This is a genomic window from Methylocapsa polymorpha (genome assembly GCF_045689225.1).
GTDB classification, from domain to species: domain Bacteria; phylum Pseudomonadota; class Alphaproteobacteria; order Rhizobiales; family Beijerinckiaceae; genus Methylocapsa; species Methylocapsa polymorpha.
In genome coordinates this window covers 107954-132121 of sequence record NZ_CP136862.1, presented here as the reverse complement: position 1 = coordinate 132121, position 24168 = coordinate 107954, and the positions used below count along the sequence as shown (strand labels likewise).

The following is a 24168-nucleotide window of genomic DNA, read 5'->3' as shown; positions in this document are numbered from 1 at the left end:
TTCAATCGGTCATCGATTCAGCCTGCGGACCAGCGCCGCTTTCGAAAGGCTCGAGATGGATTTCGATCACACGACGCTGAGCCGTATCCAGTTCGGCTTCACCGTCACCTTCCACATTATTTTCCCTGCCTTCACCATCGGTCTTTCGGCGTTCATCGCGGTCTTGCTCGCCCGCTGGATCTGGACGAAAGAGGATCGCTTTCGCGACCTCGCCCGGTTCTGGACCAAGATTTTCGCCATATCCTTCGCAATGGGCGTCGTCTCCGGCCTCGTCCTCTCCTATGAATTTGGAACCAACTGGGGCCGCTTTTCGCATATCGCCGGCAATGTCATTGGCCCCTTGCTGGCCTATGAGGTGCTCACCGCCTTTTTTCTCGAGGCGAGCTTCCTCGGCATCATGCTGTTTGGCCATAATCGCGTGCCGCCATGGCTGCATCTCACCTCCGCCATCATAGTGGCGATCGGCACCGCGGCCTCGGCTTTTTGGATTCTTTCGGCCAATTCCTGGATGCAATATCCGAGCGGCTTCGAGGTCCGCCACGGGATCGCCTATCCGCTCAATTGGTGGGATGTCGTCTTCAGCCCGACTTTTCCCTGGCGCTTCGCGCATATGGTGACCGCCGCCTATCTCACCACGGCGATCGTCGTGCTTGCCGTCGGCGCGCGCTTCGCGCTCGCCGGGCGGTTTGCGGCCCATGCGCGCACCATGCTGCGGATGGGGCTCGGCCTCGCCTTGATCCTCACGCCCCTGCAGATCTTCATCGGCGACGAGCATGGGTTGGACACGGCCCAGTATCAGCCCGTGAAGCTCGCAGCGATCGAAGGCCATTGGGATAGCGACGAAATCGCGCCTTTCGTGGTCTTTGGCTGGCCGGACGAGAAGACCGAATCCAACCTCTTCCAATTCGCCATCCCGCATCTTGGCGGCTTGATCATCAAGCACGACTGGGACGGAAAATACCCTGGCTTGAAGCAATTTCCCGCCGCGGACCGGCCGCCGCTCCCGGAAGTCTTTTTCGCCTTTCGCCTGATGGTTGGGCTCGGCTTTGCGCTTCTCGCCTTCGTCTTATGGGGCGCTTGGCTATGGATCCGCGGAGAGCTCGATACGAGCCGCGTGTTTCTGAATGTTGCGGCCGTCTCCTGGCCGGCCGGCTTCATCGCGATTATTGCAGGCTGGATGGTGACCGAGATCGGCCGCCAGCCTTGGCTCGCCACCGGCGTCTTGCGGACTGCGGACGCTGCATCGCCGGTGCTCGCGCAGACCGTGCTGGTTTCGCTCGCGCTTTTCGTGCTGGTCTATGGGGTCGTCTTTTCGACCGGCATCTATGCGATGAACCGGCTGATCAACATAGGTCCGACGCCCGCGGTTCTCGCGCCGCCGGCGGGCGTGCCGTCGCGTCCTTTGTCGGGCGCCGCAGGCGAGCCGACCTGATCCCGAATCCAATCGACGCCATGGAGATGGGCGATGACGCAATTTGATTGGTATCTTCCTGTCATCTGGACCGGCGTTATTGCGACCGCCGTCGCGATGTATGTCATTCTCGATGGCTTCGATCTCGGGCTCGGCGTTCTCTTCCTGACGACGAGAAACGAAAAATATCGGGACGCCATGACGGCCTCTGTCGCGCCTTTCTGGGACGGCAACGAGACTTGGCTCGTGCTCGGCGGCGGCGGCCTGCTGGCGGCCTTTCCCTTAGCCTATTCGATCATCATGCCGGCGCTTTACATTCCGGTGATCTTGATGCTGCTCGCCCTTATCCTGCGCGGCGTCGCCTTCGAGTTCCGATTGACGGCCAAGCCCAAATGGCTCTGGGATTTGGCCTTTTCCGGCGGTTCGATCGTCGCCGCTTTCGCGCAAGGCCTGATTCTCGGAGGCCTGCTCCAAGGCGTCACGGTCAATAATGACGAGTTTTCCGGCGGCCCTTTCGACTGGCTTTCGCTTTTCTCGCTCATGAGCGGCTTTGGCCTCATCGCGGGCTATGGGCTCCTCGGCGCTTGCTGGCTCATCTTGAAGACCGGCGGGGACGTGCAGCGCCATGCGCGCCGTCTCGCGCCTCTTTTTCTTGTTGCGGTCGCTTTATTCATCGCCCTGGTCAGCATCTGGACGCCGATTCGCTACGTCCATATCGGCGCGCGCTGGTTCGCCACGCCGAATATCTATTTTCTCTGGCCGCTGCCGCTCGCGACCGCTGCGCTCATCATCTTGGTCTGGCTCTGGATTGCGCGCGGGGAGGAGGTCAAGCCATTCGTCGGCGTTATCGGGATTTTCCTGCTGTGCTTCCTGGGTCTCGCGATTTCGTCCTATCCTTATCTCGTGCCGCCCTCGGTCGACCTTTGGCAGGCCGCAGCCGCACCGGCCTCGTTGAAGATCATGCTCATCGGCGTCGCGATCATGCTGCCGCTGATCCTCGGCTATACGGCCTTCGTTTATTGGACGTTTAGAGGCAAATTGCGTGAGGGCGAAAGCTATCACTAGGCCCTGACTTTGGAAAAGTTGATCTTGTCTTCGACAAGGAGATACTTCAGCATTTTTGAATGCGATTGTTTTTCGGTCGACTAGGCCGGTAATCGGGGATGCTCCGGGTCATGCCCGGCCGGTCATCGCAAAGCCAGCGCCGAGCGTTGACAGCGAGCGGACGAACAACTAGACCACGCGTCCATCCGCCGGAAAGCGAAACCGCCCCGGCGGAAAAGCCTAGCGACCGACGCAAGCCATTGACTTATTGTGGTTTTGTTGGGGGATAGTTCAACGGTAGAACAGCGGACTCTGACTCCGTCAATCTTGGTTCGAATCCAGGTCCCCCAGCCAATTGTTTTTGCGAGTGTTTCACGCCCCAAGCCGCCCTCTGAGGCGGCTTTTTCATGTCGCATATGTTGCAATCAATTACCGCTGATTTCAAAGGAGTTTTAAAAAACCACGGCAGGTCCGCGCGACATGGAACGCGACACAGGGCGAGATCGAAGCGGTCGGTTCGCCACACACAAATGGCGTAGGCAGTCCGCGACTAGATCGATGCGCTGGCACGGGTCGGCAAAATGGGGGGATCTATGGATAAGGGCTTCGGCCAATTGACTTTGCTAGAAATAGGGAGCATACACGCGTCACGCATCTGGTTAAAGGTGAGCTTTGTATAGTCTCTCAGACCTAGCTGAAATATCTGGCGCGAAGCGGCGCAGTGTTCAGTTATGGGCTGAAGGTGGAGCGCTCAAGGCCGAGCCAGATTCAGATCGTATGGGACGCGGCACTCATCGGGAGTTCCAGGAAGTCGAGGCTGTCGTCGCGGCGGTGCTCGCCCGTCTCACCCCTTGGAATATTTCTATAGGGAGGCTGCGCCGCATCGCTGAAGGGCTACGTTCGGCCATAGAAGCCAATGCAGACGTGCAGGCGATGATTACGGGCTGCATCCAAGGTCAAAGAGTTGTGCGGCTAGCTGTATTCGCCAATGGGGAAGTTGGTCTAGTAGATGGTGACGGCGACGCAGCGCTAGCTGGACCAATGCGTAAGCTAAACGGAAGCAACGAGACAGTCTTGATTGTGTACCTCAATGAAGCTTTGTGCAGGCTCCGTCGACGGTAGCTTTTTATTTAGTGAACATACACGTGAGACGCATCTGATTATAGGAGACAAGGTCCATGACAATCGGAATAACAGACAGGGGGTCGTCGGCGGAAATCGCCGACCTTGGAGCCGATCTTTTGACCGGCATGAAGGAAATCAGCGAATTTTGGGGGATGTCCGAGCGCAAGGCCTACCACCTCGCGAGCAAGGGCCTTTTGCCTGGCGTCTTTCAGATGGGTCGGCAGTGGGTCGGTAGCAAATCTGTCGCGCGCGACACATTTCGCGCCAAGGCCAGAGGGGTCGCGTGATCCGTCATGGCCTCAGATACGTCGAGCCCCGCGCGCAACGGGGCGGCGGGGCTCGGGAATGTCGTTAGCTGGCAGGCGATCGACACCCGTGAAAATAACGTCACCGCTCGCGGACCGCAAGCCCAACATCTCGCCCAGCGCTTCGGCGTCCGACCCATTCGGTCGCGGTTGATCGCCGGCTACGCCTTCCACGGGAGGCGCGCATGGACCTGAACCCGCACGGCTGCTGTCAAGATTTCGAGCACGAATTCGAGGATCTGCGCGACAAGCTGCCATCCGTTGCGCGCTATGCCCAAATCACCCTCTATCTGATCGACGAAGAGGACCTCGACGGGATCGAATGGGCGATCGGAAAAATGATCACCTATGTCAGGGCCGCGCAAAAAGCGGCGCAGAACATGCGCGAGACCAGAGCAACGCTTGAGGCGCTCGCAACTCGGTGGGAAAGAGACCGGCAGGAGACGCTTCGCAAGGAAGCCTACCGAAACGCCGCGAGAACACCGCGAGAGAACGAAGACGATTTCGACGATGCGCCGGCTTGCGAAAGGGAGGCCGCGCAATGACCTCCCGCGAACGTCTCCCCCACCGGCGGCGACAAGAATCGTTCGAGTTCTTTCATGCCGCCCTAGGCTTCACGCTCGGCGTGGGCCGTTACCACGATGGCCGAGTCGGCGAGATCTTTTTGTCGGCCCACAAGGTCGGCTCGCCGATAGAAGCCCTCGCACGCGACGCGGCGATTGTTCTTTCGATCGCGCTGCAGCATGGCGCGGACCTCGACGTTATCCGCAGCGCATTGACCTCTGACAGCGACGGCGGCCCGGCGAGCTTGATTGGCGCCGCGATCGACGCGTTGCTCTCCCAACCGGAGAGCGCGCCATGAAGTTGGTTTTAGGAATAGACCCAGGACTTGACGGCGCAGTCGCTATTCTGACGGACGCTGGCGAACTGCTTGAAATTCACGATATGCCGACATTGGAAGATGGCGCGAAGGGACGCCGCGCAGTTAACCCGGCACTGTTCGCCAGTATCGTCTATGGTTCGCAAGCGACTATCGCCTTCTGTGAGCTCGTCGGGCCGCGCCCGACCGATGGAGTAACGGGAGCTTTTGGCTTCGGCCGCAGCCGCGGAATTATCGAAGGCTGCATGGCCGCTGTCGGCGTCCCGCTCACTCTGATTGCGCCGCCAATCTGGAAGCGCGCATCTAACATCTTGCCGGGGAAGGAAAACAAGGACAGCGCCCGCAGCGTAGCAATTTCGCGTTGGCCTTCCAAGGCTGGGTTCTTCGCTCGCAAGTGCGACTGTGACCGCGCGGAAGCCGCTTTGATCGCCGTCGCCGGGTTGGCGCGGAAGGGCGGTGCGGGATGAATGGGCCGCTCGATCAGGCCTATCTCGATTCGCTCGCGGATTTCGGCGAGCCCATAGAGCCCGAGCGTCAGGCGTGGCGTAACGGAGATTCCCATAACGCGCGCTCACAGCGCAAAATGGAAGTAGAGTGGTTCGACGCCGCCGCTACGTCGGCGATGGTTGAAACGCCAGACCCGCTTATCGACGGGCTTCTCGATGCCGGTGCAATGAGCGTTATTTATGGAGATTCAAACAGCGGCAAAACCTTCGTTGCCTTGGACATGGGATTTCATGTTTCAGTCGGGAAGCTGTGGAACGGACGGACGGTGAAGCGCGGCCTTGTCGTCTATGTGGCGGCAGAAGGCGGCACGCGCATTCGCAAAAGGCTTGCGGCGCTCAAAAAACACTATGCCGGAAGCTCAATAGCGCCCTTATTCGCACTTGTTCGGTTCCCGATAGATCTGCGATCTAATGATGCTGACTTCAAACAGCTTGTCGCGCTCACTCGTGCAGCTGAGACGGAAACTGCCGCAAATTGCGTATGGATCATCGTCGACACATTGTCCCGCGCCATGGCGGGCGGTGATGAAAACAGCCCCGTCGATATGGGCCGCGTGGTCGCCGCAGCCGATACCATCAGGGACCAGACGTGCGCACATCTCTCATACGTCCACCATACCGGGAAAGACGCGGCGCGGGGCGCTCGCGGCCATTCCCTGCTGCGCGCAGCAACCGACACGGAGATAGAAGTTACACCGGGCTCTGTCGCAACGACAAAGCAGCGTGACATGGAATCCGATTTCTCGATCGGGTTTGCTCTCCACGACATTCAGATCGGAGAGGCGCCCGACGGAACGCCGATTAAATCCGCCGTCGTCAAATGGACAGGCGAAACGGCCAAGCCGGGGAAGCAGGCAGCCGAAAAAGCGCCCCCTCGCTCACAGCGGCTCCTCATGTCGGTTATCCGCGAAGCGCTGAACGAAGCGGGCCAAAACATCCGACCAATCCACGATGGACCGATCGTTCGGGCTGTCAGCGCCGATCTCGTTCGCAACCGCCTTTACATGAAAATCGCAGAAAAAGCGGAGCCCGACGAAGATCCCGTGAAATTAGCCAACCGCAGGCAGAAGGCGTTCGTGCGCGCCGTCGAGGCTGAAATAAAAGCCAAAGCTTTGCTAGCCGCGATCTATAATGGAGATCGGGTTCTTTGGCTACCGTAACCCGGACATGGGACCCGGACACCGGACACCCCTATAGGGTGTTGTCCGGTTTGTCCGGCTTGGAGACCGGACTTTTAAAGACATATGTCCGGTTTGTCCGGCTTTGTCCGGCTTAGCTTTAGCAATAGCGCACCAAACAAAAGAGCCGCCGAAAAGATGGTGGAAGGACTCATCCGCGCAATTTCAAATTTCCTCGCGAATTTTTCCCGGCGCGATCGTAGCTGCTTCATCGGCCAGCTAAGGACCTCAGGCGCAGCCGAAGCGATAGATGGTTTCTGTAGGCCGAACCCGGCGTGCGAGGCTGCGATAAGGGCGGTAATCAACGGATACCATATCCGCTAGTCATCTATTTTTACCATTGAATACAATATATTAGCAATTCGTGTTGCGAGCATGTTGCGTTGATTTCAGGGTTGTGAGACCGTCCGCGACATGGATTTTGAACCCGCAAGTCAGTCTGACGAGACGACAAAAACGGTCGCATCCGTTCGCGGTCAGCCGTTATCCAATGGCGCGGCGGCGAAGCTTAGGCCGGCCGGCAGGCGTATCAGGTCGGCTGTGACGAATGGAACGCGCGCCTATGTCCTCGGCGACGGCAACAGCCCATGGGCGCGCCGGCAGCGAGATCTCGTCGCGCTTCATGCCGAAGACGCTGGCGGGGCCGAAACCCTATCGGCGGCCAAACTCAGCCTCTGCCATCGGGCCGCGGCGCTGGAAACCGAACTCGAAATGCTCGAGGGGCAGTTGTCGCTCGGCAAACCTGTCGATCTCGATTTGTATGGGCGTCTTGCCGGCCATCTTCGGAGGATCTTGGAAACGCTCGGCACCGAGCGCCGGGCCAAGGACGTGACGCTAGATCTGAAGTCCTATCTCGCGGCCAAGGCCAAGGATCGTTCGCCGTGAATATCATCGATGCGCTCGACGATCCGCATCTGCTTGGCGCCGCAATTCGCGATCCTAAGTCTTGGCGGCCCTGGCGGGCATTCCTGGCGGCTGCTTTCGGTCTACCGATGGATGAATGCCGAGGCCGCGCTGTTTCGCGCGTGCACGGGCCGCGCTGAGCTTCCTGCGGCTGCCTTCGGCTTCATCTGGTTGGTCATCGGCAGGCGCGGCGGCAAGTCGTTCTGCATGGCGATCTTGGCGGCCTTTCTCGCGGGCTTTCATGACTGGCAGCGTTATTTGTCGCCGGGCGAGCGCGCCGTGGTGTTGCTTGTCGCGGCTGATCGAGAACAGGCGAAGATCCTAATTCGATATATCCAAGGCATCCTCGCGACACCGCTGCTTAGTCAGCTTGTCGAGAACGTCACCGCGGACACTATTGATCTGAAGGGCTCGGTCACGATCGAGGTGGTCACCCGGTCTTATCGTTCTGTCCGCGGACGATCGGTTTGTGTCGCGCTGCTTGACGAGTTGGCTTTCTGGCGCGACGCAGAGTCCGCCAATCCAGATCGCGAGGTCTTGAACGCCATCCGCGCTTCGATGGCGACTTTCGGCGACGACGCGATGGTTATCGCCGGCAGCTCGCCTTATGCCCGCAACGGCGTGCTTTGGGATGCGTACAAGCAATTCCACGGTCGGGACAATCCGCAAAACCTTGTGTGGCAGGCTGCAACGCGGGTGATGAACCCAAGCATCGGGCAGGGCTTTGTTGACAAAGAATACGAGCGCGATCCCGCTTCGGCCGCGGCGGAATATGGGGCCGAGTTCAGGTCCGACATTGCGGAATTTGTGGCGCTTGATGTTCTCGAAGCCTGCACGGCGCGGGGCGTATATGAGATCTCGCCGCTCGCGCATGAGCGATATTTCGCTTTCGTCGATCCGAGCGGCGGCAGTTCTGATTCGATGACATTGGCGATTTCGCATCGTGAAGAGGATATTGCGATCCTTGATTGCGTTCGCGAGATCAGGGCCCCGTTCGCGCCGGAGAGCGTAGTTGACGAGTTCGCGGCGCTCATGAAAAGCTACGGGTTGAGCAGTGTTGTCGGCGATCGCTACGCGGGGGAGTGGCCCCGAGAACAGTTCCACAAGCGCGGCATAGTGTATGAGCCGGCGGATCGCCCGAAGTCGGATCTCTACCGCGACATGTTGCCGTTATTGAATAGCGGGCGCGTGCAGCTTCTTGATAATCAGCGTTTAATCTCACAGCTTCATGGGCTTGAGCGGCGGACGGCGCGCGGCGGCAAGGACAGCATCGATCATCCGCCTCGCGGACATGATGACGTTGCTAACGCCGTGGCTGGTGCGCTTGTTCTTGCGCAGGACAATCTGCGGCGCGGCGGCCTTTGCTTCCCGGGCCTCACGCAGACCGAGGACGGCGGCTGCATCTATGAGCCGCTTCCAAATCTCGAACCCATAAAGTCCAATACGTTTCGTGTAGGCGAAGTCAAGACATACGACGGGAGCGTTTGGTGAGCGGCAAGACTTTGCGTGAGATACTTTTCGAGCTCGTTGATCGGCTCGGTATCAAGCATTCGAAGCCGAGTTCGCCTGGGTTCGCTGTAGACGCGCGCGGCATGCCAATGTTTCCGAGCTTTGCTCAGCGCGAGCCTGTTGTGGAATGCGGACGATTTTTGTTTACAACTGTTGGAAATCCTGGGTTTGGCGAGCCGAAAGCGGGCAAATCTGCTACGTTAGGCGTTGAAATTCGAGAGTTTGAAGGGCCGATGGAATGAGCAACGTCACCTACATTTCGCATGATAGCGATGAACCGCCTGAGAGCGTCAAAGTCAACACCAAGGGCCTGCCGCCAGCACGATCGTTGCTTGCGCGCTTTGTTGCGTGGAAGGCTGCCCTTGAAGCCGAGCTTGATTTGCTGCGCAAGGGCCGTTCTGATCTTGCGGAGCACATTGATCGCCTTGAATGCGTCGAAGCGAAGCACCGAGAGGATAAAACTGCCACGTCCTTGAGTGTGCTTGAGAAAATCAGGGCCGGCCTGCCCTATGCGATTGTAGCTCCGTCCCCATCCGAAAACACGTCCGAGCTACCGATTGCCAGGGAGGCGCTGGCGGCGCTCGACGTTGAGATCGGGGAGAAGGATCTGCACCTTGATCAGGTTGCCGCAAAGATTGCGCAGCATGCAAAGGCTGCGGTCCGCGAGCACGCTAAGGCCTTGGGGGACGCCTACAATGTGACGCTAGCAACCTTAAGAGACCAGACCGCCCAGCTTGCCGCATTGTCTCGTCTCACCGGGCACGGGCACGGCGACAAACTTGTCGCCGAGGTGATTGGCTTCGACATTGCTGGTCATCCGCGCGACAGGCTGCCGATGCGAATCGAGGAGCTCGCAATCGCAGCCGCACGCAAGCAATGGTCCAGCCTCGCCGCCAGGTGGCAGGCAGACCCGCGAGCCGCCGCGGAACTGAAGTTCGAGGGCCATGATGCCGCCCCGAGAGAGGAAGTTGTTTACGATCGATTGAGCCCCTTGGAGAGGCAAATCGTCGATATCGAATTCGCCAGGAAAGGAAACTAACATCATGCAAATCCATGCCGTCAAAACCGCGCCGTCGTTGAACATTCAAGCCGCGCTGGCCTCGCCCGAGGTTCGGTCGATCGCCGCTTCGGCGCGTCGAGCCGGCATTGAATTGACCGGCCCGATCAAAATCGGCCGGCTCGACGGTCTCCTGTCACGCTCGCCGCTCTCGATTCAGGAACGCATCACGATCAAGTGCGCGCTTGATCGCGCCGGCCTGATTGAGAGGTCCTGATCATGACGACGGTCAGGCAAAATCTCGCGGCAGTAACGTTGACCGCCAACGCCAAGTCCGCTGGACAGGCGGCGGGCGTCAACCTCGCGAGCCTTCAGGCTCAACTCGACGAACATCTCGTCGAAGCGGCGGTGCTATTAAAGCAGATCATCGCGCTCCATCCGAGCAGCGGCGGCGACGCCACGAATTACACGGCTCTACAAAACCTTTTGGCGGCGATCACAACGTGAGCGACGATCTTGCGCCTGCGATTGGGAAGTCGGCCGGGCGCGATGAGCGCGGGGCTACGGGTGTCGTTCCCCGTGGTCCCGTAGCTGCCTTGAGGTTGAGATGAAACGATCCGACTTGACACGAAAACTCGCTGATCGCGAAGCCAGGCGCAAGCAGGTCGAGGAGTTCAAACAACGGCATGGCATCGGACCGGTATCAGAGGAATTTAAGGCCCGGTGCATCGAGCAGGCGCGCGCTGTGGTCGAGCGGCACGTCGCGAAATATCATGCCGGCGAAAATGAGGATTGAGCAATGGTCGATCTCGGCAAAATGATTGAGCGGCTCGTTGCGGCTGGCGAGGAGTCGAATAGGCACATGAAGGCAGCCTATGACGCCGCGATGGCGGCAAGCTTAATCGCCAGCCAAATCGCGCGGCATCCATTGGTCGAGACGCTGTCGTCCGAAGCGCAAGAGAAGTTGCAGGCGAGCGGTGAATTGGCGGCGAAGCTCAACAAGGGGTTCGCTGAAATGTATGGCCGGCCGCAGTAAGAGGAACCCAGGAAATGACCGCAGGCCCTTACGATCTTGCCATCCGATTGTCCGTTGTTGATGGATTGACGCCTGTCCTCGCAATGATCGCGGGGCACATGAAGGGGATGCAGAAGCACTTCGATGAACTAACGCGCGCGCAGAAGGGCCTCGCACTGGGCTTTGCCGGCGTCGCGGGCGGCGCGCTTGGCGTGGTCGCAGTGTTCAAGGAATTTGCGCCCGCCGGCGCGAAACTGTTGGACCAGCAGGACAAGTTGCAGCGCGCCGGAATGGGCCTCAACGACGTGCTAAAGGTCCAAGCATCATATTTCAACGACATTGCGAAGGCTGTCCCGACGATTGACGCCGCCGGCTACTTGAAGACCTTCAACGAATTGCGCTCAGTTGTTGGGGCCGAAGAGGCGGAGAAAATTGCGCCGTGGTCGGCCAAACTGGAAGCGATTATTGGCAATTCCACAGGTAAGAGCGCGGAGGGGGAAGGTTTCAAGCTCTGGCGCGCCATGGAAATGACGGGGCGCAGCATTTCCGATGTTGCCGGGACGCAGAAGCTCGCCGACGCGCTCGCCAAAAACATTATTGGTTCGGGCGGAAAACTCGACGCTAATATTTATCAGACGATGGCCAAACGGGCCGGCGTCGCATGGGCGAAGGCTGATCCTGAATTCCTCGCCGGCCCGATGTCTGTGGTCGGGGCTGATCTTGGAGGCGACACGGCTGGAACAACTCTCATGAGCCTTTATCAGTCGATCAGCGGGGCGACGACGCTTTCCAAGCAGCAAGCCCAAGTTCTTTGGGACGCAGGGATGTTGAAGTCTGGCTATGCCACCAAAGATGAAGGCGGCCGGATCAACGTCAAGCCGGGCGGAATTCTTGGCTCTGAAGTCGGCATGCACAATCCTTATGCGTGGGTCAATGACGTGTTGATTCCGCATCTTGATCAGCTCTACGGCGGCGACAAAGCGGGTGAGGAAATGGCGCTCGCAAAGCTTGGACGGAATCGAAACGTCACCCGAATATTGACGATGTTCAGCGATCCCGGTTTCAAGGAACAGATCGACAAGGATCTCGCGCAATGGAAGCAAGCCCACAGCATCGACCAGTCTTACGCTGATTTCACGACACGCAATCCGCTCGGTGTGCAAAAAGCGTTTTGGGCCCAGTTGGAGAGTTTCAAGCAGGCGGTCGGTGCGCCAATGCAGCAAACGATTGTCCCGTTCATAAAGGATCTGACCGGCGCGATCACGTCGCTCGGCGCCGCCGCGAATGCTCATCCTCAATTAGCGGCGAGCCTGGCAACTGCGACAGGCGGTGCGATGGGCGGCGCGCTGATGGGCGGCACAGTCGGCATGCTCGGCGGTCCGGCGGGCGCGGCGATCGGGGCGGCCCTCGGCGCTGTTGTTGGCGGCCTGACTGGTCTTGCGATTATGAATTGGGATGCGATCAAAAACGGCCTCAGCTACGTGAAGGATGCGATACTCGGGATTCCGCCCGCCATCGACAATTTCATGAACAATCTCGGACACATGATCGTCAATGGGGTGATGGCGATGCCAGAGATGGTGTTAGGTGCGGTTAAAGCCGCGTTCAAGGCCATCTCGGACATGATCTCGAGTGCGATTTCCCATATTCCTGGCGCCAGCTTTTTCGGTTTCGGCGGCCAGGGTCCAGTCGCACCGAAGATCGACACGCCACCGCCAATCGAAAAGCACTCCTCGCTTGTCCCGCCCCCGCGTCATCTCGCGGTGAACATCCCGGTGACTTTGAACGTCGATTCGCGCCGCATGGCGCAGACCATGATGAACCATGTCGTGGCTGCCGCGACGTTCCCGACCAGCGCATCCGGCGCCGACACCCGCGGCACATGGATGGGCCCGAGCTACTCGCCGACTGAACAGGGTTGACCCATGCCGAAATTTTCATCTTTTGCCGGACTTGGTGCGGCCTTTGTCGCGCTTGCCGAGGAATTGCCTCACCACAAGCTCGCCGCCATGGAGCGGGCCTGCACAGTTCTCGAAGAGAGCGCCAAGGGCGCGATCGGGACGTATGAATTCGGATGGCCGCAACTTGCGGAATCGACGCAAGAGGATCGCGCAAGGCTCGGCTATCCGCCGAATGAGCCGTTGCTTCGCACCGGCGAGCTGCGGGATTCGATCAAGCATGAGGTCGCGAGCGGTAATGAAGGTTACGTCGGGACCAATAGCCCGATCGCGAAATATCAAGAATTCGGAACCATCAAGATCCCGCCGCGGCCATTCTTGGGCGGCGCCTTGGCGGCAAAGGGCGAGGAAGTTGCGGAATGCTTTGGCGGCGCGCTCAAGGCGACCATCGAGAGTAAGTGAGGGTCTGGCAATGAGAAACATCATTCTCGCGGCGCGGAATCTTGCCATCGCCGCATGGCGGCTAGCCCGATTTTTGGTGCTGCAGAAGGTGCAAAAATGAGCTCGACAGAAGCACTCGTTGCCGGTGGGTGGTCCGATCTGGTTGTCTCTCGCCGTCTCGATCGACCGGAGGCGGGAACCTTCCTAGTCGCAGTCCCAGCGTTGACGCCTGAGTTCAACTCGGAGCTTCGGCGCAAGGATTTCCGGGAATTCAGAGCCTGCATCGCGGCTTGCGAAGGGCATCTTGAAGACTTGCGGCGCGAGGGAAAGCCGCTGGCGAGCCTGAAATTCGTCGAGAGGTATTAGTCATTACAAGGTGTGGCCCATTCCGTCATTCGCGCGTCGTACCCTTCGTCGATGGCCGCACTAAGCTTGAGCATATCATGAGTTGGCAATTCATACGGAAACTCTAATTGGCCACGTAGATTGTTTAGAATTAAGGACTTATGCCAATCCGCCTCTTTTTGCGTTAGCTTGGCCGAAGAAATGTCGAGCAATCCAAGCTTCTCTATCGTGAAATTGGCGCAGTCTCGGCCATTCTCGCGGTACAGTCCAAAAGCTTCTTCGGGGGAAGCGGTTAGGCTCCGAAGCTTCGCCATCAACCTGTCGCCCCTGGCATTTATTCGGGCGTTTAGCTCGTCAACCAGCTTTACAATCTGATCTTCGATGGTCATCGCTCGCTCCTTAGGAAGCCACGCGCTAAGGCTCCCTAAGCCGGCGGCGCAACCGTGTTGCCGATGATTATGAGCCCGATAATCACAAAAGCGATGACGCCAAGCACGATCGCAGCCCATAACGGCAGCTTGTCGCCGTTGATGGCTTTGTCGGCGATCTTCTCGGCTTTGGTGCGATCCATCGGAAGGCCAAATTGTTCGGCTCCGTCGAGGATGCCGGCGATGATCTCGTCTCGCGAACCCTTGATGTGTAGGGTCGGGCCGCCCGCGTCGAGCTCGCCCATCGCATGGGCCTTGTCGATCCGGTAGTCGGCCTCTTCGTTGGTTATATGCTGGCCACGCTTCGCCGCGTAGGCCTTGAGCGCCTTCCGGTACTCATAGCGACGCCAGCGCGGCAGGCGCGGGCGCACGTCCTCTGGACCGATCGAGATTCCGGGCCGGACGAGGCCATGCAGGATGCGTGGACCGGAAAGCCAAAAGCGCACCGCGGATTACCTTTCCTTTGCCTTCACCGGCGGCTGAGATCAGCCACGCCCGGCGCGATATGCAGGGGAAGATTTCTCTTCATCCCATGCCGCCGATGAAGCTCGGAATTCAAAACGCTATTTGACGACCTTGAGGCCGCCGCCGGACGGCCCGGGGCTCAAATGCCGCGCAATGGTCCGGCGCGCCGTGACAAGGGCATCGTTGACTATCTCATTGGCGCGGTACGTCGCCTCGAGCCGCTCGATTTCCCTTGATGGCGCGCTCAAGCGAGGCATTGTGCAAGTGCGCGCCGGTTAAAACCTTTGGCGAATCGCCGGGTGGCCGATCTTGAGCCATGCGACCAAAAGAGGCCGTTAGTGGGTTTGGTTCGCGAGGCATCCTCGATGAGATGCGCTCTGGTTCATCATCATTATTGTTGTTTATTTCGATGGCCTCTTCCTTCTGGCCGCGAGCCAATCTGCCAAAATTTTCGCGACAAGGCTTGATGTAGTTCGAGCATCCTCGCGTGCAGCCTTATCAATCGCCATTTTCACTTCTTGAGGAATCCGCGCTGTCAGGACAACTGCGGGAGGCGGAGTTTTTTTCGAATCTGCCATTGCTTTCCTGCTAGCAATCGTATACGTATACATATACGCCTAACATATAGCGGGGCGAAACTCAAGGAGACAAAGGGAGCAATCCACATGTCAAAATCGAAAACCACAGATCTTTCCATCGCCGAGGCGACACGCGAGCTCGACGGCGTTCGCCGGGCCGCATCCATGGCCGGGCGTGCGATGCAGCGCCTTGAGGCTGAGGCCGAGCGCATCGCGGGCGACGTCGGAACGTCGGGCCGTAGCCTTCGCCTTGTCTCGGCAGGCGAGCAATTTTCGGCCTTGATCCGGCACGGGAAGACGACAATCCAAATCGAGGGCGACGCGTTCGCGGTCACGTCAAGCGATTGAGGCGCTCGCCCGAGCGGGCGCGACCATGTTTTTTCAACCGGAGGAGCAACCACAATGCCGACAACCACCCCGACGACAGATGCTCACCCAAAAGACCCGCTGTCTGATCTGATGTTCATGCGCGAACTTGAAACTGTGCAAAATCTGCTGTTCGCGATCGAGCAGGCGAGCGAGGCCGTCGATGATGGTTACGGCATCAAGGCCATCGCCTTGGTAGCGTCGAACACATTAAGCAGCGCCCGAGATCGGCTTAAAGGCACGCCCGGCGCTCTCCAGCTCGAAGAAATTAACGCTGTCGGATGACCCCATTTCAAAGGATCAACCACATGACAACGAAACCAAAGACCCGCAGAGCGCCAGCGAAGAGCGTCGCACCAGATCCGATATTTGCGGCGATCACTATGTACGAGGATGCAGTCAAAGAAGTTTCTCGCCTTAGTAAAGAACTCAATACGCTCGACACCGAAGGTATAAAAACGCACGGGATTCGACCAAGTGAATTTATCATTTGGCGTAACCTTTGGATCGCGGGAAATCACATCGATTTTCACCATGACCGGTTACTTGAGGAGGCCGGCGCAGATCTCGATAAACGCGCTGCGGTCGAAAACGAATATCGAGACGCGAAAGCGAGAATGGTTATCGCTCAGGCGCAATGCCGCGCATGGGATTTTCGCACAGGCACGGACTCGCTGCGCAAGCAATATGAGCGGGCCATCCACGTTGAGGAGATGATAACCACGCGGCTGGCCCGAATCACGCCAACAACCTTAGCCGGCATGCGGGCTTTGATGGTGCATGTTCATCGCGCGCTCGCTGACGGATTTCTATTCGATGATGATGATTGGCGAGCGGCCTCATTACGCACGATGATAGCAGCACTAGCCAAAATGTCCTTACAGGACGCCGCTTGAGCGCTCCGAACATAGCGACGCCAGCCAAGCGCAAGGTTCAGCGCGTAAACCGATTTGCGCAAGCCCCCTCCCAGTTGGCTTGATCTTGGAAATACACTCCCCCTGGCGTGTGCCGCACGCTGGGGCTTTTTCATTGGCGTGACCTCGCCATGACAATCGACTAGCCTCGGACCAGTCCGGTACTTCGGCCCTCTTAGTCCTCGTCCTCCTCAGCGCCTACGCTCTTGCAACTGGCGTGATATTTGCGGCAATCGTCGCCTAGCTGGCCTAATTCATCCTTCTGGAAACACATGCTCCGCAATTGCTCGCATTCTTGCTGCGAAGACGCCTCTTGGCCTTGATCATTGCCCATGCGGACGCCTCCTGGTCCACTCCCAGCCTGCTGGGAAAACCCTGAAGCGGGAAAGGCAAAAAGAGCCGCCACAACTGTGGCGAGTGTATACGTGCGCATTGCAAATCCTCCTTGTGTGCGTTCGTAACCGGAGAGCGACGCGAATGGTTCCCGGCTGCGCTTGCCCTACTGTCCATTCAGATTTCCCCGATCGCCTTCAAGGTCGGCGTCGTGCTGGCACATGAATTTGCCGTTCTTCGTGCAGCCAAAGTAGCGCTGTCCCTTAAGATGATAAATCTTCGAAGGGATATTCACCCAAACGACCTGATCGCCTGGGCACGACATGCCCGGAGGCTGCGCCTGGCAAATGGTCTGGGCGAAGGCGGGCGGCCAAGCCAATAGGAAGCAGCCAAGCGAGACGAGCAAGGCGCGTTCGGGCAACCAGCGAGAGAATCGCCCGAGCTCAGACTTCGGCAGCGCGAGCAGGCCTAGCCATGGCATGGCCAAGTAGCTAGGCCGCTCGCCTCGGCCGACAAGCTGAGCAGCGCGGGTTTATGAAGGGGCGCCGCCTAAGAACAACGGCGAAGCCCGTCGAGCAGATCGACGCCGGCCTTTTCAAACGCGACGATGAATTCCTCGACAGTGAAGGATTCGTCTGCCTCCAGACGTGCGCCCGTTCCCGCGCTGTAATCGTAACTCGTGCCCTTGGGGACATCGAGCCAATAATCCGCAAAACCTTCGGCTGCCTGCACGTCCTCGGCCACCTCGTCCCAGGGGCCTACTTCATAGCGACTAAAGCATTCGACCATGAAGTCCTGCCATGCGTCGCACTCGCCATCCTGCGCGACCGTTCTGTTATAGGAGTGCATTTCCTGAATGAGTTTATGGAGGGTCATTGTTGTCATCGGACTAACCCCGGTAGGCGTCCTTTGTTTCGGAACCCCAGATCATCGGGATGCGGGCGATGGTCCGGGCCTCGATGAGAAACACGCCATCCGTCTCCGTAATGGCGCACCTCTTGCATCTAGGGCAGCCATCCCCGACTAACATTGTGACGTTTGGCCGCAGAGAGCAATTGACTGCGCGATGCCGCGGGAAATTCATATTGACTAGCGGATTGTTATGCAACATGATGTGGCATCATAGATTGCCGAGGTTGCATCATGTCTATCCGCAAGCGCACATGGAAAACCGCAAAGGGCGAAGCTAAAGAGGCGTGGGTCGCCGATTATGTCGATCAGGCCGGCAAGCGCCGGCTGAAGACCTTCAAGCGGAAAAAAGACGCGGACGCCTTTCACTCAAAGGCGAACGTCGAGGTTAGCGAGGGCGTCCATACGGCGGACAGCGCCAGCACGACGATCGGCAACGCCGCCGACCTATGGCTCGAAACCTGCCGCGCGAATGGCCTGGAGGCCGCGACGATCGACGCCTATGAGCAGCATGTCCGATTGCACCTCAAACCATTTCTCGGGCGTCTGAAGCTCTCCCAACTAACGGCGCCCATGGTGCGCGACTTCGAAGACAAGCTTCGACGCGGCGACGCTGCGCCGGGCGAGGCCGAAGGCAATGCTCGATCGCCGGCCATGGTCCGCCGGATCATAACATCGCTGAGCACTATGGTAGGCGACGCCCAAGAGCGTGGCCTCGTAGCGCGGAACGTCGTCAAGGATCTCCGGTCGAGGCGCAAGCGCGGCAAGGAGAAGCAGCATGAGAGCCGCCACAACGGCAAGCTCAAGATCGGCGCGGACATCCCCTCGCCGGAAGAGGTTAAGGCCGTCCTGGCGGCCCTGGACGGGCGCTGGCGGCCGATTCTTTTGACCGCGACCTTCACCGGCCTTCGCGCAAGCGAGTTGCGCGGCTTGAAATGGGCCGACGTGGATCTCGACAAGCGCGAGTTGCATGTCCGCCAGCGCGCCGACAAACGGAACGTCATAGGCCCGCCGAAATCCGCGGCCGGCGAGCGCACGATTCCTTTGCCGCCGATCGTGGTCAGCGCGCTTTTGGCGCACAAGCTCGCCTCGAAAGACCGCAAGGGCCTTGTGTTCGGGACCGGCGCCGGCAAGCCCGAATATCATTCGAACATCGTCAATCGCGGCCTGATCCCGGCTTGGATCGCAGCGGCCGTGACGGTTCCGGTTCTAGACGAAGACGGCAAGCCGGCGAAGGACGAAGAGGGCAGGGCGATCGTTGCGGCCAAATACACCGGCCTTCACGCGCTTCGGCACTTCTATGCGTCCTGGCTCATCAACCGAAAGGCGGATGGCGGCTTGGAGCTTCCGGCGAAGACCGTTCAAGAGCGGCTTGGGCATTCAACGATCGCGATGACGCTCGACACCTATTCGCACTTGTTCCCGGCCGCCGACGCGCATGAAGAGCTTGTCGCGGCGGAGCGGGCGCTTCTGGGCTAGGCGCGACATAGACGCGACATAGACGCGACATAGGCATAGAAATACGAATAAAAACAATATGATTTTGCGGACTCTGACTCCGTCAATCTTGGTTCGAATCCAGGTCCCCCAGCCAAATCTCGCCTTTTCGCTGAAACGACCCCGCGCTAGCGCCGCTTCTGCGGCTTATGCTGGCCGCAGATGAAATCAGCCGCCGCCGTCAGCCGCCAGTATTGGGCCGCTGCTGGGGAGCGGACTGGACCTGCGCGCCGCCCTTCTGAATCGCTTGGACTATGATGTCGAACACGTTTGTCTCGACATTGGTGGTCTGCTGCTGGACCGGCGGGCTGTCTGGTCCGTAGAAGCCGTAGAGCTGCCCGATCCCGAATTGGCCCACGAGGACGTCGGTCGGAATAGACGTCGCTCCGCCGGTCTGCCCCGGCTTGCTGGTCAAAAGCGCCAGATATTGATCGATCTCGGCTTGGGAGGCGCGTTGCGGCTCCGAAATGCAGCTGTTCCGATCAGGCACCGTGACGGCGAACCCGGTGCGCCTGATGACGACGGTTCCGCAGGCGTTCGTGATGCTGAGCTGGCCAAAATGGTTGATTGCGCGCGTTCCGTCCTTTCCGTGCGAAATCGTCGCGGTGCCCCCGCGAATGCCTATCGTGGCGACAGGCGTGTTGACGGTGGCCGCGCCCTGGTGGCTGAGCTGTCCGCCAACAAAACGCAGCGCCCCTTTGGTGAGCGACGTCACCATTTCGCCGGCGCCGGCGGCGGGGTCAAATACGAAACTGTCGATCACAAGATTGCTGTTCGGGCCGATGTTGAGCGTGGTCTTGTCAATGAACAGAAGTTGCGCCGTCCCGCTCGCCGTGGTCTGAATTTTCTCATTGTGCACGATCCGCGCGCCGATTTGCAAAGCCCGGGTTTCCCTGCCCGGCGGCGTGCTCTCCGAGAGCGGATTAACCGCCGCGGCCGAGCCGACTTCCTGGGCGACCGCGGGCGTCGCCGCGAGCGCGGCGAGCAAAGCCGCGAGGCTCATCGCAATAGAGGGGCTCATCGATGACGGCATAATATTCCCTCAAAAGCTGACCGTTGGGCCCATCGTGACGGCGAGGTCCCTGACCGTGTTCCCCGGCACATTCGAATTCAGGACGCGGTATTGCACCTGCAGGCCAAGTCCGAACCGATCCTTGATAGGAATATCCAGGCCCAGGCCGACCCTCCAATCAAGGTCATGTTCAGTGATGAACGGATTGACGATTGGGTCCGGCTGTCGGTAGAGCCACTGGCCTACGCCAAAGGAAGGCGTCACAATCCAGTTGCGGCCGCCCCATGGCGACGGCACCGTGGCGGGAAACGAAAAATCAAAGGCGTAGCGATCGTAGCTATACCACGCAAAGGCGTCGTCGCTGTGGTAGAAGGCGAGCCTTGATTGCCAGCGAACACCCTCGACGATCTGACCGGCGGCCTGGACGCCGACGCTGGTGAGCGTGCCGTCGAGTCCTGAGGCCAAAGGGTAAAGGCCGGAACTTTGATAGCCGGATCGCCGCACCTCGACATAGGGGTCGAAGGCGACATTGGCCCAATTCAGATGCATGGTGACGCCGCCGCCGGCGCTTCCGAAATAGGGGACGTCGGCAAGCATGGCCCCGGTCACGACGACATAGGGCTTGATCGAGGCGCCGTTCAAAACCCCTTGAAGGACGCCGAAGCGAGGACCGACGCGAATGTCGAGGAAGCCGGTGTCGACGGCGCTCGCCTTGAACTGCTGTGCGTCATAGGCAAGAAGATTTGCTTCAATCACATCGCCGTTCTGATTGCCGAAGTCGTGAACGTAATTCAGTCCGACAATTCCGAACCAGTTCCAGTCGGGCTGGGCGAAAAGCTGGCTATTGACGGTGCGGGTGGCGCCGACGAGCGATTGCTGGCTTGGGCCAAGGCTTGCGTTTGTCTGAAAGCGGAACCCTGTTTGGGCGAAGCCGCTAAACTGATCCGGCTGTAGCTTTTTCTCGATCGTATCGAGAAATTCCTGAGCGCGCTGCTTCATATCCGCCGGCGCGTCCGGCGAAGTCTCGGCGGATTCAAAATATCCCCGCGCCATCTCGTAGGAGCCCAGGCGAAAGTAGAGCGCGCCGAGCTCGAACCGCACAAGGGCCAGCTTAGGGTTGAAGAAGAGCAGCCGCTCCAGGGCGCCGATCGAAGCCTCCACATCGCCCGCCTGCCTGGCGCCCACAGCATATCGAAGCGTCGCGTCAAGATTGGACGGGTTGCTCAGCGTCGTCTGAAGCAGAACGCCCTCGCCGAACGGCTCGGTTGCAGTTTGGGCGCGCGCTTGGGCGCCCAAAAGCATGTAGACGCAGAGAAGCGCCATCGCCCCAGCCAGGATCGCAGCGCGCCGTAGAGAAGGCCGTTCAACCACCACCCATTCTCCCAGTGATTGCGCGTCCGGGCGCCCAGACCGATTTGATCCGGCCGCGACCGCACGTTGCATCGCTCGCCTCGGCTCGTGCGAATGAGATGGCATCGGAAAGCCGCCACCGCGTCAAGCCAACGCGAGGCGTGATTAACTAATGACGCGATAATCTTGCAGCCTGTGGCGCAACGGCAACAAGCGCGTTGCCAAACGTGGCCGTTGTTTTTTGGGTGAATTCCTACGGCCCGGGCAGGGCCTTAACGATTGGGTCGCCGGTCATTTCACGTTCATCGCATAGGCGCCGTCCCAATCGATGTCGAGAGCGGCGCCGCGCAGGGTCGGGATGCGCGCGGCGAAGGCCGCATAATAGGCATCCAGGGCCACGACGCCGGCCTTCCGGCATGGCCCGATGAGCGCTTCCGTTTCGTCCCAATTTCGCGCCCGGTAAGCGCGCAGGAATTCCTCATGCAGCGGGCGAAGCCGAGCCAGAGCGGCGTCGCTGCAATCCAGGAGGTCGGTAAGCGTAAAAATGCGAATCGGCCGCGCCCGGCCCTTCACCTGGATGAGATCAAGTTCAAGCGTGGCGAGGCCCGGGCATCGGCTGACCGTGGCTTCGCCGACCACGGCGGAAAGTCCATAAATCTTCGTCAGGCCCTCAAGCCGCGAGGTGACATTGACCTCGTCGCCGATCGCCGAATAGTCGAAGCGCTGCTCGCTGCCGAGATTGCCGACGCAGCAATCGCCGCTATTGACGCCGATTCCGATCCTTATGTCGTCGAACGGCCGCCCGGCGGCGCGGGCCTGGTCCCGCCAGTGGCGATTGAGCTCGGCCATCTTGCCGACCATTTCGATCGCGGAGCGGCAGGCGCGTTGCGGATGGTCGCTCACATCGAGCGGCGCGTTCCAGAACGCCATGATGGCGTCGCCCATATATTTGTCTATGGTGCCGCGCTCGCGCAGGATGATGTCGCTCAGCGGCGTCAGCAGCTCCTGGATGAAAGTCGTGAGCTCGCTGGCGGTGAGCCTCTCGGAGATCGAGGTGAAATTCCGCACGTCGCAAAACATCAAGGTGAGCTCGCGCACCTCGCCGCCTAGTTCGAGCTTATGCGGACTTGCGATGATTTCCTCGACGACCGCCGGAGCAAGATAGCGGCCGAAAGCGCTGCGGATCTCGCCGCGCTGGGTCTCCACTTGACGATAAATGTAGAAGGTGACGCCGGCTGTAAGCAGCAGCAGCACGAGGGATGGATAGTATGGATCGAAGAGAAGATTCCAATAGCGGTAGGAGATCCAGCCGCCGAGATTGACGAGGACAAGCAGGAGCGCGCCGAGGCCGGCCGCATGTCCGGGAGACAGGCGCGACTCCCCGAGCGCCATCAGCAATCCCAACGCGACGATGAGCAGTTGCTCGATCGCCAAAGCATAGTCGGGGCGCGTGAGCCTGCGCCCGGCGAGGATGTGCTCCAGCACCTGCGCCTGGATCTCGACGCCCGGAATCGCCTCGTCGAGGGGCGTCGCCAGCAGATCGAGCAGGCCGGGCGTGCTCGAGCCGACGAGAATGATCTTGCCGGTGATTTGGCTTTCATCCACCTCGCCCGCGATGAGTTTCCAGGCCGGAATGAAGGCCGAAGGATTGCCTTGGCGAAATTTGACCATGAGCGCGCCTTCGGCGTCGGTGGCGATCTCAATCTTGCCTATGCGCACATGGTTGAGCCCGGTGCTCTGGCCAAAGGCTGTCTCGCCACTCGCATTGGATGATTTGAGAATATAAGTGGACGCGCCCTGCGCCACCCTTAAAGCCTCGGCTACGAGCGAGGGTATGATTTGGTCGCCAAGGCGGACGAATAGCGGCATCCGACGCACGACCCCATCGCGATTGGGGAATAAATTCGTCGCGCCAATGCCCTTTGCGGCGTCATCCAGCAGCGGCAGATTGCTCTGGGCGCCGGGAAAGGGCCTCAGAAAAGGCTTGGGATCGTCGCCGGCGAAGACAAAGCCGGCTTTCGGAGCAAAGGGCGCGGCGCTCGGCTGGTCGGTCAATATGATAGGCAGAACGCTCGGCGCAGCCTTGAGCGTCTCGGCGAACAGCTCATCATTGCTCGCCGAGTCGGCGACGACCGGCAGCCGGCTTGCCTGGTCCGGCGGCAGCCGTTTCACAACTTCCTCGAAGGAGGTGCGGTCCGGCTCCGCGAAAAGAACGTTGAAGACGATCGCAGCCGCCTTGCGCTCGGCAAGCCTGAGGACGAGATCGCGCATGATCGTGCGCGGCCATGGCCATTGTCCAAATTGCGCGATCGATTCCGTGTCGATGTCGACGATGCGGACGGGCAGATCCGGATCATAGGGCTGCGGCGCCAAGCGCTGGTAGGAGTCGAAGGCGATCAGGCGCAGCGCCTGCACGAGGAACGGATCGGCTTGGCGCACGAGCACCGCAAGCGTGAGAAATCCGCACACGAGCGGTAGATAAAAGGCGCTGAGGCGTGTCTTGAAGGGGCGCACGTTCTTAGGCCAGGCTCCCAACTCCGGAAAGCAACCATAGCAAGAAATCGACGGCGGGGAATGAATACGACGCGCGCCGCCAGCCCGCTTCGACGTCGGCGTCCAGGGCTCTTCTCAGAGCAAGGCTCGGAGACGATAACAGGTCCGGGCGGCCTCGACGGGCCAATGGAGCGCTGGCCCCAAGACTGGCGCATGTCTCCGCCGGCGCCTTCGACCGAATAATGGCCGTTGTCTTGTCCTTGATT

29 protein-coding genes and 1 tRNA gene are annotated in these 24168 nt (G+C 59.6%); 21 read left to right on the top strand and 9 right to left on the bottom strand.

The annotated features are described in order from the left end of the window. Positions 1-55 precede the first annotated feature (55 nt). From RZS28_RS00680 to RZS28_RS00615, 14 genes are all read left to right on the top strand, one after another. Positions 56-1432, top strand: a complete 1377-nt coding sequence (locus RZS28_RS00680; protein ID WP_407339310.1) for a cytochrome ubiquinol oxidase subunit I — start codon at positions 56-58, stop codon at positions 1430-1432. A gap of 33 nt (positions 1433-1465) precedes the next feature. After that, positions 1466-2476, top strand: a complete 1011-nt coding sequence (gene cydB / locus RZS28_RS00675) for a cytochrome d ubiquinol oxidase subunit II (protein ID WP_407339309.1) — start codon at positions 1466-1468, stop codon at positions 2474-2476. 259 nt (positions 2477-2735) lie between these two features. Next, a tRNA-Gln gene (locus tag RZS28_RS00670) sits at positions 2736-2809 on the top strand. Between the two features lie 824 nt (positions 2810-3633). Then, on the top strand, positions 3634-3867 hold the full coding sequence (locus RZS28_RS00665; protein WP_407339308.1) for a hypothetical protein: 234 nt from the start codon (positions 3634-3636) through the stop codon (positions 3865-3867). A 203-nt stretch (positions 3868-4070) separates the two neighbouring features. Continuing rightward, positions 4071-4430: a hypothetical protein gene (locus RZS28_RS00660; RefSeq protein ID WP_407339307.1), complete on the top strand. Its 360-nt coding sequence runs from the start codon at positions 4071-4073 to the stop codon at positions 4428-4430. Beyond that, entirely contained in the window at positions 4427-4747 is a 321-nt protein-coding gene (locus RZS28_RS00655; RefSeq protein ID WP_407339306.1) for a hypothetical protein, read from the top strand. The genes RZS28_RS00660 and RZS28_RS00655 overlap by 4 nt, the downstream gene beginning before the upstream one ends. After that, on the top strand, positions 4744-5232 hold the full coding sequence (locus RZS28_RS00650; RefSeq protein ID WP_407339305.1) for a hypothetical protein: 489 nt from the start codon (positions 4744-4746) through the stop codon (positions 5230-5232). Before RZS28_RS00655 ends, RZS28_RS00650 begins: the two co-directional genes overlap by 4 nt. After that, entirely contained in the window at positions 5229-6431 is a 1203-nt protein-coding gene (locus RZS28_RS00645) for an AAA family ATPase (RefSeq protein WP_407339304.1), read from the top strand. The genes RZS28_RS00650 and RZS28_RS00645 overlap by 4 nt, the downstream gene beginning before the upstream one ends. Positions 6432-6989: 558 nt before the next feature. Then, on the top strand, positions 6990-7334 hold the full coding sequence (locus tag RZS28_RS00640; RefSeq protein WP_407339303.1) for a hypothetical protein: 345 nt from the start codon (positions 6990-6992) through the stop codon (positions 7332-7334). Positions 7335-7343: 9 nt separating this feature from the next. Beyond that, complete coding sequence (locus RZS28_RS00635) at positions 7344-8843, top strand: hypothetical protein (protein WP_407339302.1); 1500 nt, start codon at positions 7344-7346, stop codon at positions 8841-8843. Then, on the top strand, positions 8840-9103 hold the full coding sequence (locus RZS28_RS00630; protein ID WP_407339301.1) for a hypothetical protein: 264 nt from the start codon (positions 8840-8842) through the stop codon (positions 9101-9103). The genes RZS28_RS00635 and RZS28_RS00630 overlap by 4 nt, the downstream gene beginning before the upstream one ends. Next, entirely contained in the window at positions 9100-9900 is an 801-nt protein-coding gene (locus RZS28_RS00625; RefSeq protein WP_407339300.1) for a hypothetical protein, read from the top strand. Before RZS28_RS00630 ends, RZS28_RS00625 begins: the two co-directional genes overlap by 4 nt. Before the next feature lie 4 nt (positions 9901-9904). Next, entirely contained in the window at positions 9905-10135 is a 231-nt protein-coding gene (locus tag RZS28_RS00620; protein WP_407339299.1) for a hypothetical protein, read from the top strand. Between the two features lie 2 nt (positions 10136-10137). Then, on the top strand, positions 10138-10365 hold the full coding sequence (locus RZS28_RS00615) for a hypothetical protein (RefSeq protein ID WP_407339298.1): 228 nt from the start codon (positions 10138-10140) through the stop codon (positions 10363-10365). Between the two features lie 196 nt (positions 10366-10561). On the opposite strand, the gene RZS28_RS00610 is transcribed toward RZS28_RS00615, so the two are convergent. Next, complete coding sequence (locus RZS28_RS00610) at positions 10562-10720, bottom strand: hypothetical protein (protein ID WP_407339297.1); 159 nt, start codon at positions 10718-10720, stop codon at positions 10562-10564. On the opposite strand from RZS28_RS00610, the gene RZS28_RS00605 reads away from it, so the two are divergent. Genes RZS28_RS00605 through RZS28_RS00595 form a run of 3 tightly spaced genes read left to right on the top strand, consistent with a single transcriptional unit; the run spans position 10721 to position 13233 of the window. After that, positions 10721-10894, top strand: a complete 174-nt coding sequence (locus RZS28_RS00605; RefSeq protein ID WP_407339296.1) for a hypothetical protein — start codon at positions 10721-10723, stop codon at positions 10892-10894. Between the two features lie 14 nt (positions 10895-10908). Continuing rightward, positions 10909-12795 (top strand): hypothetical protein, encoded by a 1887-nt coding sequence (locus RZS28_RS00600; RefSeq protein ID WP_407339295.1) that lies wholly within the window; start codon positions 10909-10911, stop codon positions 12793-12795. A gap of 3 nt (positions 12796-12798) precedes the next feature. Continuing rightward, positions 12799-13233: an HK97-gp10 family putative phage morphogenesis protein gene (locus RZS28_RS00595; protein ID WP_407339294.1), complete on the top strand. Its 435-nt coding sequence runs from the start codon at positions 12799-12801 to the stop codon at positions 13231-13233. Positions 13234-13574: 341 nt separating this feature from the next. On the opposite strand, the gene RZS28_RS00590 is transcribed toward RZS28_RS00595, so the two are convergent. Both RZS28_RS00590 and RZS28_RS00585 read right to left on the bottom strand, forming a co-directional pair. After that, on the bottom strand, positions 13575-13946 hold the full coding sequence (locus tag RZS28_RS00590) for a hypothetical protein (protein ID WP_407339293.1): 372 nt from the start codon (positions 13944-13946) through the stop codon (positions 13575-13577). Positions 13947-13981: 35 nt separating this feature from the next. Next, the gene (locus RZS28_RS00585) at positions 13982-14431 is read right to left on the bottom strand and encodes a hypothetical protein (protein ID WP_407339292.1); all 450 of its coding nucleotides are present in this window, start codon (positions 14429-14431) and stop codon (positions 13982-13984) included. A gap of 684 nt (positions 14432-15115) precedes the next feature. Between RZS28_RS00585 and RZS28_RS00580 the strand changes: the two genes are divergently transcribed. From RZS28_RS00580 to RZS28_RS00570, 3 genes are read left to right on the top strand one after another with little or no spacing between them, the layout of a single operon-like run. Further along, positions 15116-15376, top strand: a complete 261-nt coding sequence (locus RZS28_RS00580) for a hypothetical protein (protein WP_407339291.1) — start codon at positions 15116-15118, stop codon at positions 15374-15376. A 54-nt stretch (positions 15377-15430) separates the two neighbouring features. Next, positions 15431-15679, top strand: a complete 249-nt coding sequence (locus RZS28_RS00575; protein WP_407339290.1) for a hypothetical protein — start codon at positions 15431-15433, stop codon at positions 15677-15679. A gap of 23 nt (positions 15680-15702) precedes the next feature. Beyond that, a complete protein-coding gene (locus RZS28_RS00570) occupies positions 15703-16290 on the top strand; it encodes a hypothetical protein (protein ID WP_407339289.1) in 588 nt (195 codons plus the stop codon). 193 nt (positions 16291-16483) lie between these two features. On the opposite strand, the gene RZS28_RS00565 is transcribed toward RZS28_RS00570, so the two are convergent. The 3 genes from RZS28_RS00565 to RZS28_RS00555 form a co-directional block, all read right to left on the bottom strand. After that, positions 16484-16741: a hypothetical protein gene (locus RZS28_RS00565; protein ID WP_407339288.1), complete on the bottom strand. Its 258-nt coding sequence runs from the start codon at positions 16739-16741 to the stop codon at positions 16484-16486. A gap of 66 nt (positions 16742-16807) precedes the next feature. After that, the gene (locus tag RZS28_RS00560) at positions 16808-17122 is read right to left on the bottom strand and encodes a hypothetical protein (RefSeq protein WP_407339287.1); all 315 of its coding nucleotides are present in this window, start codon (positions 17120-17122) and stop codon (positions 16808-16810) included. Between the two features lie 68 nt (positions 17123-17190). Next, entirely contained in the window at positions 17191-17517 is a 327-nt protein-coding gene (locus RZS28_RS00555; RefSeq protein WP_407339286.1) for a hypothetical protein, read from the bottom strand. 267 nt (positions 17518-17784) lie between these two features. Between RZS28_RS00555 and RZS28_RS00550 the strand changes: the two genes are divergently transcribed. Then, positions 17785-19029: a tyrosine-type recombinase/integrase gene (locus tag RZS28_RS00550; RefSeq protein ID WP_407339285.1), complete on the top strand. Its 1245-nt coding sequence runs from the start codon at positions 17785-17787 to the stop codon at positions 19027-19029. Between the two features lie 199 nt (positions 19030-19228). On the opposite strand, the gene RZS28_RS00545 is transcribed toward RZS28_RS00550, so the two are convergent. The 3 genes from RZS28_RS00545 to RZS28_RS00535 form a co-directional block, all read right to left on the bottom strand. Further along, complete coding sequence (locus RZS28_RS00545) at positions 19229-20068, bottom strand: FecR domain-containing protein (RefSeq protein WP_407339284.1); 840 nt, start codon at positions 20066-20068, stop codon at positions 19229-19231. A 21-nt stretch (positions 20069-20089) separates the two neighbouring features. Further along, positions 20090-21430, bottom strand: a complete 1341-nt coding sequence (locus tag RZS28_RS00540; RefSeq protein WP_407339283.1) for a tetratricopeptide repeat protein — start codon at positions 21428-21430, stop codon at positions 20090-20092. A gap of 270 nt (positions 21431-21700) precedes the next feature. Then, positions 21701-23923: a CHASE2 domain-containing protein gene (locus RZS28_RS00535; protein ID WP_407339282.1), complete on the bottom strand. Its 2223-nt coding sequence runs from the start codon at positions 23921-23923 to the stop codon at positions 21701-21703. Between the last annotated feature and the right edge of the window lie 245 nt (positions 23924-24168).